The organism is Helicobacter mesocricetorum, assembly GCF_900198605.1.
Lineage (GTDB): Bacteria > Campylobacterota > Campylobacteria > Campylobacterales > Helicobacteraceae > Helicobacter_D > Helicobacter_D mesocricetorum.
In genome coordinates this window covers 1-18,808 of record NZ_FZPJ01000020.1, presented here as the reverse complement: position 1 = coordinate 18,808, position 18,808 = coordinate 1, and the positions used below count along the sequence as shown (strand labels likewise).

Here is an 18,808-nt window from a genome sequence, read left to right as displayed (position 1 = left end):
TTATCCTGATTTTTCCATTAAATGAAGTCTTGAAAGTGCATAGTTATAATTGTTTTTTAAAGTTTGATAGGAAATTTTATCTGCGCCATTTTTAGCCAATAAAATCATATCGCCATTTTTTAGCTTTGGTATGGATTCTTTATAGATATTGCGAAATCGTCTTTTTATAGAGTTTCTACAAACTGCATTTCCTACCTTTTTAGACACGCAAAATCCTATTCTTTTTTGGGGGTGGATATTCTCTTTGAAAAAGAGGATAAAATAGGGGTTATGCCATCTTTTTTGGCTTTTATAAACATTTTCAAACTCTGTTCTTATCTTTAAAGTAATCAAAATAATTCCAATTTAGATAGCTAATTTTTTTCTTCCTTTAGCGCGTCTAGCATTGATAATTCTTCTTCCATTTTTTGTTTGCATTCTTACTCGAAAGCCGTGAGTTCTTTTTCTTGGGGTATTGTGTGGTTGATAGGTTCTTTTCATTAAAACTGCCTTAATTTGAAATGAATTTTTATTCTATAAAAAAATTACTTAAAACAAGTTTTCAATCCCATTCCCTATAAGAAATAAAATCTATTCGTGTCTTAGTGCATCAATAGGGTCGAGTTTTGAAGCTCTTCTAGCAGGGAGATAGCCAAATAAGATTCCAATAAAGGCAGAAAATAAAAAGGCAAATATAGCAATACTATAATCAAAGCTAAAGGGAATGTCCATTAAGTGGCTAATGCCTAAAGATGTAAAAAAAGCTAAAATAATTCCTAAAATTCCACCAAGAGAGCTTAAAGTTATTGCTTCAATGAGAAATTGCAATAAAACCTCACTTTGTAGCGCACCAATAGCCAAACGCGTTCCTATTTCTTTGGTGCGTTCGGTAACAGATACCAGCATAATATTCATAATCCCAATACCCCCTATAATCAAACTAACTCCCGCAATAGCACCTAAAAATAAGGTAAGATTATTGGTTGTATTTTTCATAATTTCAAGAATTTGTTTGGTATCCATAATTTCAAAATCATTTTTTTGCCCTTTTTTGATATTGCGTATTTGTTGTAATGCCCTAGAGATTTCATTAACAGCAGTGGCGGAATCTATATTATCTTTAAGCGAAACCATCAAGCGATTAATATTGTAAAGAGAATCTGATTTTAAAATACTCCTTTGGTAGGTTTTAAGCGGGAGTAAAATGACATCATCTTGATCATTTCCCCAAGCACCTTGTCCTTTGCTCGCTAAGACACCTATGCAATCACAAATAATATTCCCAAGTTTAATGCGAGAACCTAAAGCATCACTTAGATTGTTATTGAAAAGATTTTTTAAAACACTCCCACCAATCATACAAACATTGCTACCTGCTTTGTATTCTTCTTTGCTAAAGTTCCTTCCTTGCGCAATTTCCCAATTTGTAGCGATGAAATAATCTTCATCAATACCAAATATTTCTGTTTGGGTATTGTTCTGTCGGAATTGTGCTAGAAGGCTTGTAGAGGCTAAAGGAGCAATAGCGCGTGTTAAATACCCAACTTGAAGCTTTAGTACTTCTACATCTTTTAGCATAAATTGTTTTCTTCCACCTCTTCCTGGTGTTTGGTCTCTTGCAGGAAATATCAGCAAAATATTACTTCCTAAGCTACTCATTTGCTCTGTAATAGCTAATGTAGTGCCATTTCCTAAAGCAATCATAACAATCACAGCACCAACGCCAATAATAATCCCTAGCATTGTTAAAAAAGAGCGTAAAAAACTTCTTGTAATTTGTCGAAAAGCTAGAAAAAATGCGTTTAAAATCATTTATTACCTTTTAGAATCTTGTTGGATTAAACCATCTAAAAAGAGTATTTCTCTTGAGGCATATTGTGCCATATCAGGCTCGTGGGTTACCATCAAAATGGTGATTTTAAAATCACGATTTAGTCTTGAGAGAATCTCCATAATCTCTATACTTCTTTTGGTATCAAGATTTCCTGTTGGCTCATCGGCTAACAAAAAAAGCGGTTTTGAGGCAATAGCCCTTGCAATAGCCACCCTTTGTTGCTGTCCCCCGCTTAGTTCATTATTGCTATGGTTATACCATTTCTCTAGCCCTACCATTTCTAGTGCTTCCATAGAGATTCTTAAACGTTCTTTTTTGGGGATTTGGCGATAGATAAGGGGTAGTTCGACATTTTCTAAAGCTGTTGTTTTGGGTAAAAGGTTAAATCCTTGAAAAATAAAGCCAATATAATGCCTTCTTAAGAGGGCTTTTTCTTTGAGGCTTAAAGCACAGACATTAACGCCACAAAATTCATAGATTCCGCTTGTTGGACTATCAAGAGTGCCTAATATATTTGCCATTGTGGATTTTCCGCTACCACTTGGTCCCATTAGAGCGATAAATTCACTTTGCTCTATTTGAAGATTTACTCCTTTTAAGGCTTCAAAGTTATTAGGGGGTTTTCCATAACTTTTATGGATATTGCTTAATTGTATGAATTCCATTAGTTACCTTGTTGTCCAATGATAACTTGAGTTCCGGGTTGGATTAATTCACTAGAGATTTGTGTATATTCTCCATTGCTAATACCAACTTCCACTTCAATTTGCTTAGGAGAGTTATTTTCTAATACCCAAAGCGTTTTTCCTTGATTGGTTGTTGTTTTTTGGGAATTTGGTCTTTTTTTAATACCACTTAAGGGGTTGAAGGGATTCTTTTTTTGTGTTTGGGCAGTGCTTTTGGGGGTGAAATATAAGGCACTAGAGGGGACTAAAAGAACATTTTGTGCATTTGCTACTTCAATATCAGCTGTCGCACTCATTCCCGGACGCAAAAGCAAGTCTTTGTTATGGACATAAATTTTTACTTCATAGCTTACAACAGCATTGCTTGAAGTGCTAGAATTCGTAGAATTAGAGCCATAATTTACACGATTAATTTTTTCTTCAAAGGTTTTTGAGGGGTAGGAATCTACACTAAACTTTACTTTTTGTCCTACTTGCACTTTCCCAATATCAGCTTCTGAAACACTAGCATTAAGTTCCATTTCTTCTAGGCTTTCTGCTACGATGAAAAATTCAGGAGCTTGAAAGGAGGCTGCTACACTTTGTCCAACTTCAATGGAACGTTTTAAAATAATGCCATCAATAGGGCTGGTGATTTGAGAGTTTTTCAAATCCACTTGGGTAGAGCGGATAGAAGTTTCAATTTCTTTAATGGTTGCTTTTTTAATTTCTATATCACTAAGGGCTGCATTATAGGAGGTTTTTGCGCTTTGTAATTCTAAAACAGAGGGGGTTTTACCTTGTGTTTTTTCATAAAGATTTTGGAGTTGTTGGTATTGCCATTGTTTTTCTTCTAAAGCCACTTGAGAGCTTTTTAATTGAGCCTTTGCACTTTCTAGTTGGGCTTTAAACCGATAGAGATTTTGCTCAATGCTCTCTGAATCAATTTTTGCTAAAACCTCTCCTTTGCTTACCCTATCATTAACATCGACAAAAACCTCTAAAACAATGCCTGAAATGACGCTTCCTATGGAGACTTCATTGGTTGGGGAGAGAGTTCCATTAGCATTAATAGTGCTTGAAATATCGCCTATAAATACTTCTTTGGTTTGGTAAGTAATAATGGGTGCTTTATTGCTCCAATAGTAGATTCCTCCAATTAAAAAAAGAAGTATTAAAACGGCACTAATAGACAATAAAAAGAGTTTTTTGTAGCTTTTTTTGGGGTTTAAGTTTTGTAAAATATTTTGCGAAGAAATCATTGCATTCCTTTAGAGAGATAAAGATTGCCACCAAATGCTTTAAATAATGTAATGAGGGCTTGGAGTTTGGCATTTTTTGATGAATTAAAGCTTTTTTGCGAATTATTTAGAAGGGTTACATTGTTTAAATATTCCAAATCATCGATTAATCCTGTGATTCTACGATTATTAGAGAAATCATAGTATTCTTTGGCATTTTGTAGTCTGTGCGTATTATTTTCGAGTTGAGATTGTGTATTTTGGGTATTAAAAATGGCATTTTCTATTTCGATAAATGCGGTGTTTAGATTTTTTTGCAAAGTTAAATAGGATTCTTTTAAGAGTGCATCTTGTAAAAAGTAATTTTGTGTTAATTGGGTGCGATTAAGTAGGGGGGCGCTTAGTGAAGCAGCAAGCTGCCACGCAATATTTCCGCTGTTTTGTGTGGAAGAGTGCAGAATTTCATTGAGATTGGCATTAAAGGATAAAATAGGAAAAAGACTAGCTTTAGCATTAGCTTTATTATAGATTTGTGCATAGAGGCTTTGGATACTCGCTTGAATATCTGGGCGAGATAGTAGCACATCAGCTGGAATCATATGAGGATTTAGAGGTTGTGGATTATGAAAGCTAAAAGAATTGTGAATATCAAAGGGTAGGTTGTTTAAATCCAGCAAAAGCAAAAGCGCATTTTTAGTTTCTTCTAATTGCATTTTAAGTGATTGCAAGGTGTTTTGTTCATTGCTTAGTAAATCTTGTTTATTAAAAAGCTCTGTGCTATCTAAAAGACCATTTTCTACTTTAAGCCGTGTTAATTCCAAGATTTGTGTTAGGGCAGTGATGTTTTTTTCTGTAAGGAGAATATTAAGAGTAGTTTCTCTAAGCGTAAAGTAAAGACTTGTAATATTGGCTAAAAGACTAATTTCTGCATTTTTTAGATTTTCTAAACTCTGATAATATAAAGATTCCTTAGCATTTTTGTTGGCATTTAATCTCCCAAATAAATCAATCTCCCAAGAAAGTGTAGCTGCTATTTGTGTGGTTTGTGAAGAGCTTTTAGAAACAGGACTGGTATTGCTCCTGCTATGGTTATTAGCGGTATTGAGATTCCCATTAAGGGTTGGGAAAATTCCTCCCCAAGCACTTTTTAGCTGTGCGTTGGCTTGTTGTATCCTTGTTTGCATAATTTGTAAATCGGTATTACTTTGTAGCGCAATTTCATAAAGCTCACTTAAGGATTCATCAAGGAATAAGGTATTTAATTGTTCTTTGGGGGTTAAAGAGGCTGTGAGATTGGTATTGCTAGAGTGTATTAGGATTTCTTCATTGCTGAAGCTTTGCGGGATTTTGTGGGTTAGTTCTTGTGGGTTTGGAAGTTTGGCACAACCTAAACACAAGATTGCTAGAGAGATACTTAAAGCAAAATATATCAAGCTTTTTATCCTTAAAAACTAAAATTTTATCATTGTAACTAAGAAGTATAAAAATAATGGGGGTTAGGAATTTTTATCTTTTAGTTTTGTTTTGGGATAGAGGGAGGAATGCCATAAAGAAAATCCAATAAGTGCTATCCCTGCTCCGATGTGGATTTTCTTTGCTAAAGTATGCTTTAAAAACAAGGCACTTCCAGCAGTAAGGACTAAAGAAGCACTCATACCAATTTTTGCTATTTCTCTTTTTTGTTCTAAAGAATCTTTAGTGTTCATTATTATTCCTTTTGTATTTTTTATATTTATAATAGGTGTTTTTCAAGGTAGATGTTAGTATCACTCCACTAAGTGTTGTAGCAATCAGTAATAAAAGACGCATTATTTCTCTTTGATTTTTATTCTTTGTAAAGCATTAAGAAGGAGAGCTATGGTTGTTCCATTGTGCATAAAAGCAGTTTGGATAGCAGAGAGTTTTCCTAAAGAGGCAAGCCCTAAAATAAGGCTATTAACTACCACGGTGATTTTAAAGTTTCTTTGGACTTTATTTAAACACATAATGGCAATCTCTCTAGCTTCTGCAACAGCTTCTACATCATCTCGTAAAAGTACAACATCTGCACTTGCTTTGGCAATGTCTGCACCTTTGTGCATACCAATACCAGTATCTGCACGGATAAGAGCAGGGGCATCATTAATCCCATCTCCAACAAAGGCTACCTTTTTGCCCTCTTGCATAATTTGTTCTAAAATCTCTGCTTTTTGTGTGGGGAGTAATTCCGCATAATAGCGGTTAATTTCTAATGTATCTGCTATTTGTTTGGCTTTTTGCTTAGTATCTCCTGTGAGCATAATAATCTCTTTTATTCCACTTTTTCTTAGGCGATCTAATGCTTTTTTGGCATTTTCTCTTAAAGTATCTTTCAGCACAATCACGCCTAATAATTGTTTGTCATAGCCTATAAACAAAGGAGTTTCGCCACTTAAGAGGATTTTCTCTATCTTTTTATTATGGGCTTTAAAGGGAATTTGTTCGTCATTTTCTAGGAAATGGCGACTTCCTATTATTACACTTTTCCCATTAATTTCACTTTTAACTCCACGCGCTACTATGAAGGTTACTTCATCGTGGTGAAAATGCGTAAATTTTTTTTCTTTAGCGGCTTTTACAACAGCTTGTGCGACAGGGTGAAAATAATGTTCTTCAATACTTGCAGCAAGATTTAAGATGGTTTCTGGACTCCATTCTTTAGAAAAGGAATAAATATCTAAAACTTCTAATTCTCCTTTGGTTAAAGTTCCTGTTTTATCAAAAACAAAAACTTCACTAAGTTGTAGGGATTCTAGGCTTTTTGCTCCTTTTACAATAATACCTTCTTTTCCTGCGCTTGAAATAGCAGATTTGAAAGTAACAGGTGTGGTAAGCTTCAAAGCGCAAGAATAATCACCTTGTAAAACACTCGCAGCACGCATTAAATCACGCGTAAAAAGATAGGAGAGAATGGCTAAACCAAAGGTAATGGGGACAAGTGAATCTGCCATTTTAGAGGCGTTTAATTCTTGGGAGGATTTTTGGACTAGGGTTTCTTCAATATAGCTTTTAATTCTTGCAGTGGCTGTATCTTTGCCAATAGATTCTGCCCATACTTTGATTTTCCCCTCTTGAACGATTGTTCCTGATAATACTTTATCACCTCGTGTTTTTTGTGTCGGGGTGGCTTCCCCTGTCATAGAGATTTGATTAACAAGAGCTTCGCCTTGAATGATATGTCCATCAATTAAAATCGTATCTCCTGCACCAATAACGACAATATCGCCAATTTTTAGGGTATTGCTTGAAACCTTTTTGGTGATAGTTTTATTATTTTCTTTTATCTCAATCCATACTTCACCTGATGTTGGTTTGGCTAATTCTTTAATGAGGTCATCACTTTTATACATTGTAATTTCCTCTATATATTCGCCCAATGCTAACATAAAGTTTGTAGAATTTGCTGTTTTAAAATCTTTTAAATAAAGAGAAATAGCCACAGCTAAAGCTTCTAAAGTGCGTGAGTTAATGCCGTGTGCGAAAGTTTCTGTTACTCCGCTTAAGAGTAAGGGAACACAAGCTACAAGAGAAAATCCGGTCTGTATTGTGGGATTATTTAAAAAAGGAGAAAGCACAAGAGCAGTTCCAGCACGGGTTACTTCTGCAGAGCTTGGAATTTCGTCTCTTAGGGCAATATAACTTTCTTGTTTTTTTTGGTCTTTTTTTTGCATAATGTGCTTTAATAAAGCTTGATAGATTTTTGTTTGGATTACTTTTAAGTCCCCTTGGTAGTCAATGATAATGTTATTTAAAATAGCATTAATTCTAAGCGAGGAGATATTTTCTATATTATCAAGCTCTACGCGTAGATGTAAAGGGTTGATGGTTGAATCTTTTGAACAAGTATATTTAAACCTTGCTCGTCTTTTGGTTGAATGAATAAGGTCTAAAGTAAGCTGGTGTTGTGCTAACATAATGGTTTTGCTTATTCTTGAGAATTCACTTCAGCCTTAGCATCTTCATAACGTTCTTTTAGCTCTTCAATGCCTGCTTCAAAGATTCCACTTATTTTTGCAAAACCTTTAAAAATTGCTCTTTGTGCGTTTTCATTGGTTAAAATAAAAGTAGCTACTGCACCTACTAAGGCTCCTTTTAAGAAATCCTTTTGGGCATTAGAGTTATTTCCAAAAAGGCTATTTTTATTATTTTGTGTAGGGGTATTTTGATTATTTTTTGTATAAGGGTTGTTTGGATGGGGTTGGGTATTCATTATTTGTCCTTTTTTGAAACGAGTTTTGTATTAATTAATTGCGAAATCCCATAAGCACTAGCTAATCCTAAAGCAATACAGGCTGTGGCTTCTAGGCTGTTTTGTAAAGGGGTTTTAGAGGTATTCCCTAAAGCATTAGTAGCAGCAATTCCACTAGCGGTGATGATACCTCCTTCTAGTGTAGCTTTAAGTGTGTTTTTTAAAGCCTTGTCTTTAGAGGTATTCCCTTGTTTGTATTGTGAGGCTTCATAGATTCCACTTAGCATACAGCCAATGATAGCTCCACTAATGGCGTGTCCTACAATAGACCTTGGTGTTCCTGTATCTATAAGCATTATTTGTCCTTTTTTTGTATTCTTTTAGGGCTATTTGCTTTTTTTGCTGTTGCAGAGTTTTTATTATTAATAGCTTTTTCTAAATCACATTTTGCATTTTTAAAACTCTGTGAGAGTTTATCATAAGCCTTTAAAGAAATTTCTTTACCTTGATGAAGTTTTTGTTGGATATTTTTAGATTCTAAAACCTTTTTTAATGTTTTTCGCTTAGTAAATAACAACGCTGCTCCCGAACCTATAGCTAATCCTGCAATGAATGGTAATGGCATTTTTACTCCTTATCTTTATTTAAAAATTCATTTAAGATGATAGCACCAAACGCACCTAAAATTATTCCCCCGATTAAAGAATAATTGAGTTTGTTTAGAAAACTTTCTAACTCTCCTTGCGTGAGGTTGCCATTTTGTAGTTGTGTGATGATAGTTCCAGTCTCATCTAAAAGAGCTTTTCCTTGATGGATTTGTTCAAAAGGGTTTTGATTATTCTGCTCTATGGTATAAAGAGTATTTTGTAAAGTAGGGATATGGTGATTAAAAGAAGCTGCTTGTAGTAGGTAGAAAGTATCTAGTGCCTGTTTATCTGATTCTTGAGCAATTAGGGTGTTATAAAGGGCGACACTTGTATTTTCGTTGCTTATGGCATTTTCTAAAGTTTCCCTCAAAGTATTAGGTAAGATAGTGCTAATGTAAGGATTGGTTGGTATGGGGATGTTTAGGTTGGCTAGGTGTAAATTTAAAGCATTAATGTCTTGGAGCTTAGTGCTAAAAATTTGACTAAAAGGAAGCCCAAAAGCTTGAGAGGCATTAGCATAAAAGTTATAGGATTTATATTCATTATCTAAGGCTTGTAGTAAGTTTTCTTGTGTCGTCATTATAAGTCCTTTAGCATAGTATTAATAACTTGTGAAATTTCTTCTAGTTTTTCCCCTTTAAGGGAAGATTCCCAAAAGCTTGGCTGAAAAATATTATAATCATATTCAATCGTTAAAGAGCCAATGAGCTTATTGAACTTTATCTCTTTAATGGCTGGAATCTTTTGAAGATGTTCTAAGAATGATTGAGCATTAATAGAGCTTTCTTTTACGGCATTTTTGAGTTTTGAGCTTGCACGAAGTCTAATCCTTCCTTTGCTATGATGAATAATAGAAAAATAATCAGCAAGTATTTCTAAATCTTTAGGAGTGATTTGGTAATTTTTGAAAGATTCTAGATTTTGAGATTGACTAGGAGACATTTAAAACTTCTTTAAAATGAGCTAAAACTTTTAATTTGAGGGAATTATAGTATAATACCATTAAAAAAAACTTAAATAGTTATAAAATGAGAACAAAAAATAATCTTCAAATTACCTTATTTGTAGATATTTTTTGGGAGTAATATTCACAAACAAAAATAATAATAATTCTATTATTTTTTGTTTTCATAGCTATCGAACCCTTAAAAATTTAGTTTTTTGAAGCTTCAAAAGTTTTAGTGTTTATGCCCTTAAATTGCAAAATTTCATTCAAGAATCTCCTAGCAATTAACAAACTAATATTGCTACTTTATGGGAATACTTTAAAAAAAATATTGTTATAATTTCATAAAATAAGGCATTTTAAGGAGTAGATAGTGAAACAGGCTCTCAATAAACCAAAAGTTGATAAACAAGCTATAAAGAAATTTTTTGAAGAGTGCAAAGAAAATGAAGTAGAATTTATTGATTTTAGATTTACAGATATTAAAGGTATATGGCATCATTTATCTTTTAGTGCTAGTGCCATTGATGAGGGAAGTTTTGAGGGGATTGCCTTTGATGGGAGTTCTATTCCTGCTTGGCAACCTGTGAATAAGTCGGATATGATTTTAATCCCTGATCCTATACGGTATTTTATTGATCCTTTCACAGCTGATACGACAATGGTGGTGTTTTGCGATATATGGGATATTTATAAAAATGAGCCTTATGAGAAATGTCCGCGTAGTATTGTTAAAAAAGCAATGCAGCATTTAAAAGATTCTGGTATAGGGGATGTTGCTTATTATGGTCCTGAAAATGAATTTTTTGTCTTTGATTCTATTAAAATGCGGGATTCTGTGAATTGTCAATATTATGAGATTGATACAGAAGAGGGAGAGTGGAATCGCTCCAAAGAATATGATGGTGTTAATTTAGGGCATCGTCCGGGACTTAAAGGGGGCTATTTTCCAGTAGCCCCTGTGGATTCTATGGTGGATATAAGAGCAGAGATGGTAAAAGTGCTTAATCAAGTGGGATTGGAAACTTTTGTAGTTCATCACGAAGTAGCACAAGGACAAGGGGAGATAGGTGTGAAGTTTGGAGATATGCTCGAAGCTGCTGATAATGTGCAAAAGCTTAAATATGTTATTAAAATGGTAGCGCATCTTAATGGCAAAACAGCAACCTTTATGCCTAAGCCTCTCTATAATGACAATGGTAGTGGAATGCACACACATATAAGCATTTGGAAGAAAGGGAAGAATCTCTTTGCAGGAGAGGCTTATGAGGGAATGAGTGAGGAGGCATTGTATTTCTTAGGTGGAGTATTAAAACACGCTAGAGGATTAGCAGCTTTTACTAATGCTTCGACAAATTCTTATAAGCGATTAATACCCGGCTTTGAAGCTCCTTCTATTCTTACTTATTCTGCACAAAACAGAAGTGCGAGTATTCGGATTCCTTATAATAGTGGGGAGAAAGCTAAAAGAATGGAGTTTAGATTCCCTGATAGCTCTAGCAACCCTTACTTGGCTTTTGCTGCTTTATTAATGGCGGGATTAGATGGGATTAAAAATAAGATTCACCCAGGAGAGCCTATGGAAGTTAATCTCTTTGAGCTAACTTTAGATGAAGTTCGCGAAAAGGGTATTAAACAACTTCCTCATACCCTAAGACACGCTATTGAAGAAATGTTGGTCGATAAAGAATATTTAAAAGTCGATAATGTCTTTAGTGAAACCTTTATCCAAACCTACAAGGCGTATAAGTTTGAAACAGAAATTTGGCCTTGGGAGGGAAGACCCCATCCTTTTGAGTTTTTAACAACTTATAGTTGTTAATTTACCCCCACCCCTTTTTTAAAACTTAATGAATCTTATTTAGTGTCTTTGTAAAATTTCTTGAAAACTTACTATTAAAATTATGTAGCTTATCTTATTTTTCTGTTGTTTCCACGATTTGGGCGATTTATTCATTGGGATTATAAAATCAAGAGCATTTTTGTTTTTTATAAAGCAATAAGATAAAGAAAAGGTAAAGCTTTAAGAAGTAAAGAGTTTTGAGAGTGGCTTGGGAAAAGTTTGCTTGCAAACTAAGGGTTCTCACCGCCACGAAAAAAATTCTTTACTTCTTAGAGGAATCTCGTTTAATAGTTTAGTGTTTATATTATTGTTTGTTTAGAGTCTTTAGGTTGGTAAGACTCTATTTATTATTATTTTTTTACTTTAGATTGATTAAATTCTTGGTTTAGGTTGGTTGGTTGGATTAATTGGATTCTTAAGACTCTTTAGATTGTTTGGATTCTTCTTTAAAGAGGATAATAAAGATAAGATTAGCTTTGTATAAACTAAAGGGACATCTTATAGAGTTTTTTGCGCTCACTAGAACTTGCGATATTGAGTTGGGATCTGTATTTTGTGATAGTTCGACGCACCATTTTAATTTCAAATTTTTCTTCGATGAGTTTTAGGATTTTTGTATCGCTTAAAGGCTTTTGTTTGTTCTCATTTTTGACTAAATCCGCAACAAAATCTTTGATAGTAACATTGGCTATTTCCTCATCAATAGCCGTAGCAAAAAACACTTTAAGGGGAAAAATACCACGAGAGCATTCCAAGAATTTATTAGAAATCGCTCTTGAGATGGTGCTTGGGGCGTGTCCAAACTCTTGGGCTAAATCCTTAAGCTTCATAGGTTTTATCTCTCCTCCGATGAAAAACTCATATTGGTATTCTACAATCATAATCCCGATTTTATAGAGCGTTGCCTTTCGCATCTCTAGTGCATCTACCAAATCTTTAGCCTCTTTGGTTTTTATTTTGATGAATTCTTCTTTAACCTTAGAATTTTTTTCTTTATGGAAGTTTATTTCAATGCTTGGATAATATTTTTCATTAATCTGCACTTGAATATTGTGGGCTTCTTGGAGGATTAAAATATCTGGAATAATCGCTGCTTCCCTTTCATAAAAGTCTAGTGCAGGAGGGTTTTTGAAGCTTTGAATCACCCGCATAGCCTCTTTATAGTAGTATTCTTCTTTAAAGCGAATATGATGCTCCAAGTCTTTTAGGATTTTTGAGCAAAGTTCAAAGATTTCAGGCTTTATATCCATATTATCTAGCTGGAAATAAAAAGATTCTTTTAAGTTTTTTGCTCCAATTCCGGGCGGGTCAAGATAGGCAAAACGTTTGCGGATTTTTTCTATTTCTTCCGTGCTACAATAGCATTCTTTAGCGATATGTTCAATATCGCCTTCAAAATATCCTTCTTCATTGAGGTTTTCTATGATTTTTAGAGCAATATTTTGTGAAGTTTGTGTAGGGAAGAGGGGGGGAAGGATTTGTGCTAGTAAGCTCTCCTCTAAACTTTCTTCTTGAATGCAGAAGTTTTCAATACCATCACTTTGCCCTCCAGCTTGTCCAGCTTTAGCACCTTTTGGGCGGTCTCTATTACCTCTTTTATAAGAGGAGAAATCATTAGTGATTTGGGATTTTATCTCAAAATAGGGATTTTCTTTTGCAAACTCTCCTAAGGTTTCCTCTAAATCTTGCATACCGCTTTGTAAAATAGGTAACCAGCTTTTTAAGGTAGAAGAAAGCTTGGCTTTAAGTGTTGTAGAAGCTTGGGTTCTTAATTTCATATTTTGAAATTCTCTCCTAGATAATGCTTCCTAACAAGCTCATTGGTATGAATCTCTTCAGAATTACCACTTGCTAAAAGCTTCCCTTTATTGATAACATAAGCCCTATCGCAAACATTTAGTGTTTCGCGCACATTATGGTCAGTGATTAAAATCCCTATTTTAAAGCTTAAAAGTCTTTTGATGATATTTTGTATATCCAAAACCGCAATAGGATCTACTCCTGCAAAAGGCTCATCTAATAAAATAAATTTTGGTCTTTTAATAAGCGCTCTTGCAATCTCTACCCTTCTTCGTTCTCCACCGCTTAAACTAATTGCCTTGCGGTATCTTATGGGTTCAATGTTAAAGGTCTCTAAGAGTTCTTCTATCCGTTTTATTCTATCTTTTTCCTTTTGGATAGATATTTCCGCAGCAATTTTTAAGTTTTCTTCTACATTTAGGTCTTTAAAAACACTGCTTTCTTGCGGGAGATACCCTATGCCTAATTTAGCCCTTTGGTGCAAACTTAAATGAGTAATTTCTTGGTTATTTAAAAATACTCCTCCTTCATTAGGGGATAAAAGCCCACAAATGATATAGAAGCTTGTTGTTTTTCCTGCTCCATTTGGTCCTAGCAAACCCACAATTTCACCGCTTTTTACTTCTAAAGAAATATTAGAGATAATGTCTGTTTTTTTGATAGTTTTAGATAGTTGCCTTGCTTCTAGTTTATACATAAATTTGGTATTCCCTTTCGTTGTTTTGGGGTAGAATCTTAATGGTTGTGAAGCTTATTCCAACTTCTTGTAATATTTTAGCTAATTTTTTATCTCCCCATTCTATAAAATGCCAACCTGCTTTTTCAATCTCTTCTAAAAATCCTAACTCTAAAAGGTTTTGGAGGTCTTTTTGGTAAAAATCATAATGGTAGATTTGATGGTCATATTCTTGTCTAATCAAGAAAGTTGGGGAGGTAACAAGACTTGTGCTTCCTAGATATTGCGCAATTGCTTTTATCAAAGTGGTTTTACCGCTTGCTAAATCCCCCTCTAAGAGATAAACTCCTTGTTTGTCTTGAATCTTTAATGTTTGAGCAAGTTTTGTAAGTTCATTTTCTTTTAAAAGCAAGGAAGTTAGGAGCTGCATAGATTCTCTTCTTTGGGTCGAACCTTGATTTGTTTAATCCCTAATAACTCTTTTGCGCTTTTTAAAAGCGGGGTTTCTAGGGCTTGTGTAACTTCCATTTTGGGGTCATTAGATGGAGAATCTTCTAGCTTTTGCTGAGTATTTGTATGAGCGGAATCTGGAGTGATATTATGAGAAGTAGTATTTGGAATAGTGTTTGGGGTTTCTGGGGTTTTAGAAGATTCTTCTTTGCTTAGAGATTTGATTTGGGTTTGTAAGCCAAAAATCTCTAAAACAAGATTTTTAATAATAGAATAGCTATTTTTTAATCGCTCTTTGTCAGCATCTTTGGCTTTGCTCTCCCATATTAGAAGATTGTTATCAAAAGAGACAAAAGTAATGTTTTTCTCAAAGCATTCCCCTAAGTCATAGTTTCTCTCATAGATTTTTTGGAGGAGCAATTGGAATAAAGAGGGGCTTTCTTTGGCTAAAGTAGGCGTTTGTATGGGAGATGGAGAGGGGGTAGGTGCTTTTGGGATTGGTAGCTGTGGGCTTTGGTTTTTTAGGTTTTCTATGGCGGTATCAATTTCTTGAATCTGCAGTGCTTCTAGCATTTTAAGGAGGGTTAAAGTTAGCACAAAATTGTCATCAGAGCCTAAAAAAAGCAATTCTTTTGCTTGAGCAATAATACGAAAAAATCTATCAATAAGCACAACATTATAGGCATTATCGCCTTTTAAGAGCTTGTTTTTAAGAAAAATACTCATCTCATCTAAGAGCATTTCACTTTCATATTCTAAAAATCCCTCCATTGCTTTTAAGAGCTTTTCTCTATCATTATTGAGGATACATTCAAAGAGGGATTGCAGACTTTGAGGATTAATAAGCCCTAGCATACTCGCACAAGTATTGGTTGTGATATTGTAGTTAGAGTAGATAATAACTTGATCTAAGAGGGTTAAAGTATCTCTTAAAGAGCCACTTCCACTGCGAATTAGCATTTTTAAGGCTTCTTCTTCATAGGTAATGCCTTCTTTTTGGAGAATGTTTTTTAAATGTTCCAAGATACTTTTGTCCGAGATTCTTTTAAACCTAAAGTGTTGGGTTCGGCTTAAAATCGTAGCGGGTAATTTTAGAGGGTCTGTGGTTGCAAGGATAAACTTAACATAAGGAGGGGGTTCTTCTAGGGTTTTTAAGAGGGCATTAAAGGCTTCTTTGGTTAGCATATGCACTTCATCGATAATAAAGATTTTAAATCTTCCCATATTGGGGTGGTATTTGGTTTGCTCTATGAGGTCGCGAATATCATCAATCTTGCGGTTAGATGCACCATCAAGCTCTATAATATCAATATGCCTCATTTTATGAGGATTAGCAGCAATACAATTTGCACAGATTCCACAAGGCTTTGCCTTAGGTCCATTTTCGCATTCTAAAGCTCTAGCGAAGATTCTAGCACTTGAGGTTTTGCCACTTCCTCTTAAGCCAGAAAACAAATATGCGTGCGATAATCGTTTGGTATTTAAAGCCAAAGAGAGTGTTTTGCTAATAGATTCTTGCCCTACAAGTTCATCAAAATCCATAGGACGATATTTGAGTGCTAAAGCTTCATTATGTTCTTCCATTATCAAACCCATTTATAAGGAAATATTGGAGTGAATTTTACTAAAAAAACTCTAAAACTTCATTAAGAGATTGGAATAAAATATTCAATCAAAGAGGCTTTGCAAAGAAGAGTTTAGGAGATGGGAGGAGACCTCCCTTAATGAAAAACTTAAATAAAGTGTAATCTTGAATTAAAATTTATATTTAAGTTGGATATTTCCATTTAAATAAGTTTCATTGGTTGGAGACTTACCAGCTAGGATTTGCTTTAAGCCTCCCCCGATATTTAAAGATAGGTTTTGGTTAATATTCACATTCCCACCCAAAACAAGCTGTCCATAAGTTTTTGTCTTTTCGTTATTTGCGATTCTAAAGGCTGAAGTAGAGCCAGCAAACCTTGCGACATAATCACTTCCGGTATGGATAATGTATTGCTCAAGTTTTGGAGTGATAAAGAGATAGGAATTGCTACCGAAGTATTTTCTAAGCTCTGCTCCTAAATCCAAGCTTAAAGCATTATTGGTAGAAGAGCGAACATTTTTGGCTAAAGTAGTTCCGCTCTCTGTATAATTAGGTGTAAAGCCATAATAGTAATTCATACCAGCAAAGGGTTTGACGAAGAAGTCATTAGAGATTTGAAACACTTTTCCTAAGCTTCCATTAATGCCAAAGAATTTTTTTGTAAAATCTGCAGAATCTGTCCCTAAGATATTGGTGCTGTATTGATCAGTTGGGCTAAGTTGCGCATAAGCTTTTGTCCTTATTTCCCAATTTTCCCAATCTTGTGTGAGTTTAACCAAAGAATAAAGCCCAGCTTGGAAGTTATTTGTTTTTTGTTTGGTAGTTTTGCTTTTAAACGTAGAATCCGCATAAGTGAAGTATCCGCCAAGCAAGACATTCGAGCTAATATTTCTATCAACCCCTATGCTAAGACCATAAAGTCCCCCGGTATTTCCTCCAATGATATTAGCTCCCCCAAAGACATTTGCCCACACGCTTGAGACATATTCATCATAATAGCTATAAGCTACATCACTACTTAGCGCAGCAAATCTTTTGGTTTCTATATGAGGATTATTAAATCTTGCGATTCTATCTCCAATTGCTACATCATTAGCGATATTAATAGCACCTAATTGAGAGCTAGAGGTATCAGAGAGTTGCGAAATAGTTTGTGCTTGTTCTCTTGTATCTTTAAAGAAGTTTTGGTTAGTTATTACACTAAGAATAGTATCTGTATCAATAGCAGAAGTAGAGAGAGATTTTAAGATATTTAATCCATCTCTTGTATCTTCGCTTCTAGAAATTGATGTGGTTGTATTTTTTAGCACTTCTGTATCTAGTGTAGCATTGAAGAGTTTATTGTCTTTTTTGTCAATCAAGGTTACTAATACATCCTCTGCGGTTTTGGTATCAGCACCCTTTAGCAATGCACTAAGGTATTCTTGTGCTGTGGCATCAGTTTTGCTGTTAATATCCTGTGTAGATTTTAGGTTTGCGTCAATATCTTGTATGGCTAAGTCGATATTTTTGGTAATTGCCGCTTTATTGCTAGTGCTGATTTCGTTATATTTTGTTTTAGCGGTCTCAAGATTTTTCTTTGCAGTCTCAAGAGCGGTCTTTGTGCTTGTAGCAGTAGTTTTTAGTTGGGTTTTTAGGAACTCATCTTGGGCTTTTTGGAGTTCTTTTTCGTCTTTAATATTTTTAAGACTCGTAGTGTTTATTTTTGAGTTATCGACATTGACTTTTATAAAAAGATTGTTTTTCTTCTCATCTACACGAATTTCGTATGTAAGGTTCTCACTTTTTAAATCCTCTACTCTTGGAACTATGATTCCATTTAGCAAGGAAGGGTTAGAGAGATAGGAGGCTACTTCTCTGTCGTAAGTTACATTGAGTATTCCTCCTTCAGAGGGTTTCCAAGTTTTATCTCCTTGTTGGGTTAAAACAGAGGAATTTTGATTATTGGCAGTTTTTACAATATCTACTCCTCCTTGTGCAAAAAGTAGGGTTTTATCGCTAGTTAGAGGACTATTGCTTGTGTTGAAGTTAAGGCTACCTTGAGAGTTAATTGTGGCTTTCCCTGTGGTATTAATAAAGCCATTTTCGTGAAACTCAAAAGTCGTAGCTCCTTTTGTTTCAAAGTTTCCTTTAATGTTTAAAGTGGGGATTCCAGAGCTAATTCCTAGAGCATTAGCGGAACGAATAAGATCATTAAAGTCAATTTGAGATTCTGTATCCGTTGTATTGGTATTATCATCTCCAAATAATACTGACTCCTCGAATCTACGAATTGTATCGTTCATATTAGTAGTATCAGTAAGAGTAATTATGCTATTGTCCTCTGCACTAACATTGCCTATAATATCAAGTTTGCTTCCAACAATATTTAACCTAGAATTTGTTTTTAATGAGGTGTTTGCCTCAATTTTGGAATCTCTTAGAATGTCTATTGTCCCATTATTATCCACTCCTTCTTTAGCATTAATGTTAAAACTATAGGCTTTGGTTAGATCATTTTTATCGGTATAGCTACCAACTTCTACATTAGTGTCAATAGTTATTTTTTTATCTGTGCTTAGTGTGATGTTATTAAGAGGTTGTTCAAATTTCTCTAATTTTTTAAGAGTTACCCCTTCACTTTGAATTTTAGAATCTGCTTTTACACTCCAATTTCCGTTATTGTTTTGGAAGTTGTTCGTAAAATCTGTATTATTTGTAATATCTACTGCATAGGCTGCAATAGAACCCAAAACACTAAAGCCAATCAAGGCTCTTGATGCGATTAATGAAATTTTCATTGATACTCCTTAATTTTTAATGGAGTTGCTATTATGGTCCCCCCCCTCGTCCCTTTAATGTTTTATCTTCCTCCCACACCCCCTTTTTTCATCAATTCCTAGACCTTGTAACATTCTATAACTAGTATTATTATACACTTAGCTCGTCCACCGTA

General features: G+C 34.5%; 19 protein-coding genes. 1 reads left to right on the top strand and 18 read right to left on the bottom strand.

The window, feature by feature from the left end; genetic code table 11:
* The 13 genes from rnpA to C6H18_RS05595 all read right to left on the bottom strand — a co-directional run bounded on the left by rnpA (position 1) and on the right by C6H18_RS05595 (position 9,515).
* Positions 1 to 333 carry a ribonuclease P protein component gene (gene rnpA / locus C6H18_RS05655; protein WP_104722141.1) on the bottom strand — a complete coding sequence of 111 codons (333 nt, stop codon included), beginning with the start codon at positions 331 to 333 and terminating at the stop codon, positions 1 to 3.
* A 12-nt stretch (positions 334 to 345) separates the two neighbouring features.
* A complete protein-coding gene (gene rpmH, locus C6H18_RS05650) occupies positions 346 to 480 on the bottom strand; it encodes a 50S ribosomal protein L34 (protein WP_104722140.1) in 135 nt (44 codons plus the stop codon).
* 90 nt (positions 481 to 570) lie between these two features.
* Entirely contained in the window at positions 571 to 1,791 is a 1,221-nt protein-coding gene (locus C6H18_RS05645) for an ABC transporter permease (protein ID WP_104722139.1), read from the bottom strand.
* Between the two features lie 3 nt (positions 1,792 to 1,794).
* Complete coding sequence (locus C6H18_RS05640) at positions 1,795 to 2,478, bottom strand: ABC transporter ATP-binding protein (protein ID WP_104722138.1); 684 nt, start codon at positions 2,476 to 2,478, stop codon at positions 1,795 to 1,797.
* Positions 2,478 to 3,740, bottom strand: a complete 1,263-nt coding sequence (locus tag C6H18_RS05635; protein ID WP_104722137.1) for an efflux RND transporter periplasmic adaptor subunit — start codon at positions 3,738 to 3,740, stop codon at positions 2,478 to 2,480. The genes C6H18_RS05640 and C6H18_RS05635 overlap by 1 nt, the downstream gene beginning before the upstream one ends.
* Complete coding sequence (locus tag C6H18_RS05630) at positions 3,737 to 5,152, bottom strand: TolC family protein (protein WP_104722136.1); 1,416 nt, start codon at positions 5,150 to 5,152, stop codon at positions 3,737 to 3,739. Before C6H18_RS05630 ends, C6H18_RS05635 begins: the two co-directional genes overlap by 4 nt.
* Positions 5,153 to 5,215: 63 nt before the next feature.
* Positions 5,216 to 5,425 carry a hypothetical protein gene (locus tag C6H18_RS05625; RefSeq protein ID WP_104722135.1) on the bottom strand — a complete coding sequence of 70 codons (210 nt, stop codon included), beginning with the start codon at positions 5,423 to 5,425 and terminating at the stop codon, positions 5,216 to 5,218.
* Positions 5,426 to 5,527: 102 nt separating this feature from the next.
* On the bottom strand, positions 5,528 to 7,651 hold the full coding sequence (locus tag C6H18_RS05620; protein WP_104722134.1) for a heavy metal translocating P-type ATPase: 2,124 nt from the start codon (positions 7,649 to 7,651) through the stop codon (positions 5,528 to 5,530).
* 11 nt (positions 7,652 to 7,662) lie between these two features.
* Positions 7,663 to 7,947, bottom strand: a complete 285-nt coding sequence (locus C6H18_RS05615; RefSeq protein ID WP_104722133.1) for a hypothetical protein — start codon at positions 7,945 to 7,947, stop codon at positions 7,663 to 7,665.
* Positions 7,947 to 8,282 (bottom strand): hypothetical protein, encoded by a 336-nt coding sequence (locus C6H18_RS05610; RefSeq protein ID WP_104722132.1) that lies wholly within the window; start codon positions 8,280 to 8,282, stop codon positions 7,947 to 7,949. The genes C6H18_RS05615 and C6H18_RS05610 overlap by 1 nt, the downstream gene beginning before the upstream one ends.
* Positions 8,282 to 8,551: a hypothetical protein gene (locus C6H18_RS05605; RefSeq protein ID WP_104722131.1), complete on the bottom strand. Its 270-nt coding sequence runs from the start codon at positions 8,549 to 8,551 to the stop codon at positions 8,282 to 8,284. Before C6H18_RS05605 ends, C6H18_RS05610 begins: the two co-directional genes overlap by 1 nt.
* 2 nt (positions 8,552 to 8,553) lie before the next feature.
* Positions 8,554 to 9,153: a ferritin family protein gene (locus C6H18_RS05600; RefSeq protein ID WP_104722130.1), complete on the bottom strand. Its 600-nt coding sequence runs from the start codon at positions 9,151 to 9,153 to the stop codon at positions 8,554 to 8,556.
* The gene (locus C6H18_RS05595; RefSeq protein WP_104722129.1) at positions 9,153 to 9,515 is read right to left on the bottom strand and encodes an HMA2 domain-containing protein; all 363 of its coding nucleotides are present in this window, start codon (positions 9,513 to 9,515) and stop codon (positions 9,153 to 9,155) included. The genes C6H18_RS05600 and C6H18_RS05595 overlap by 1 nt, the downstream gene beginning before the upstream one ends.
* Before the next feature lie 377 nt (positions 9,516 to 9,892).
* Between C6H18_RS05595 and glnA the strand changes: the two genes are divergently transcribed.
* The gene (gene glnA, locus C6H18_RS05590) at positions 9,893 to 11,341 is read left to right on the top strand and encodes a type I glutamate--ammonia ligase (RefSeq protein WP_104722128.1); all 1,449 of its coding nucleotides are present in this window, start codon (positions 9,893 to 9,895) and stop codon (positions 11,339 to 11,341) included.
* Positions 11,342 to 11,847: 506 nt separating this feature from the next.
* Here the strand turns inward: glnA and C6H18_RS05585 are convergent.
* The 5 genes from C6H18_RS05585 to C6H18_RS05565 form a co-directional block, all read right to left on the bottom strand.
* Positions 11,848 to 13,140, bottom strand: a complete 1,293-nt coding sequence (locus tag C6H18_RS05585) for an RNA polymerase factor sigma-54 (protein WP_104722127.1) — start codon at positions 13,138 to 13,140, stop codon at positions 11,848 to 11,850.
* Positions 13,137 to 13,859, bottom strand: coding sequence for an LPS export ABC transporter ATP-binding protein (lptB, locus tag C6H18_RS05580; RefSeq protein ID WP_104722126.1), 723 nt, complete (start codon positions 13,857 to 13,859; stop codon positions 13,137 to 13,139). The genes C6H18_RS05585 and lptB overlap by 4 nt, the downstream gene beginning before the upstream one ends.
* Entirely contained in the window at positions 13,852 to 14,268 is a 417-nt protein-coding gene (tsaE, locus tag C6H18_RS05575; RefSeq protein ID WP_104722125.1) for a tRNA (adenosine(37)-N6)-threonylcarbamoyltransferase complex ATPase subunit type 1 TsaE, read from the bottom strand. Before tsaE ends, lptB begins: the two co-directional genes overlap by 8 nt.
* Entirely contained in the window at positions 14,256 to 15,872 is a 1,617-nt protein-coding gene (locus tag C6H18_RS05570) for a DNA polymerase III subunit gamma/tau (protein ID WP_104722124.1), read from the bottom strand. The genes tsaE and C6H18_RS05570 overlap by 13 nt, the downstream gene beginning before the upstream one ends.
* A 171-nt stretch (positions 15,873 to 16,043) precedes the next feature.
* Positions 16,044 to 18,653 (bottom strand): autotransporter outer membrane beta-barrel domain-containing protein, encoded by a 2,610-nt coding sequence (locus C6H18_RS05565; RefSeq protein WP_233704078.1) that lies wholly within the window; start codon positions 18,651 to 18,653, stop codon positions 16,044 to 16,046.
* Positions 18,654 to 18,808: the final 155 nt, after the last annotated feature.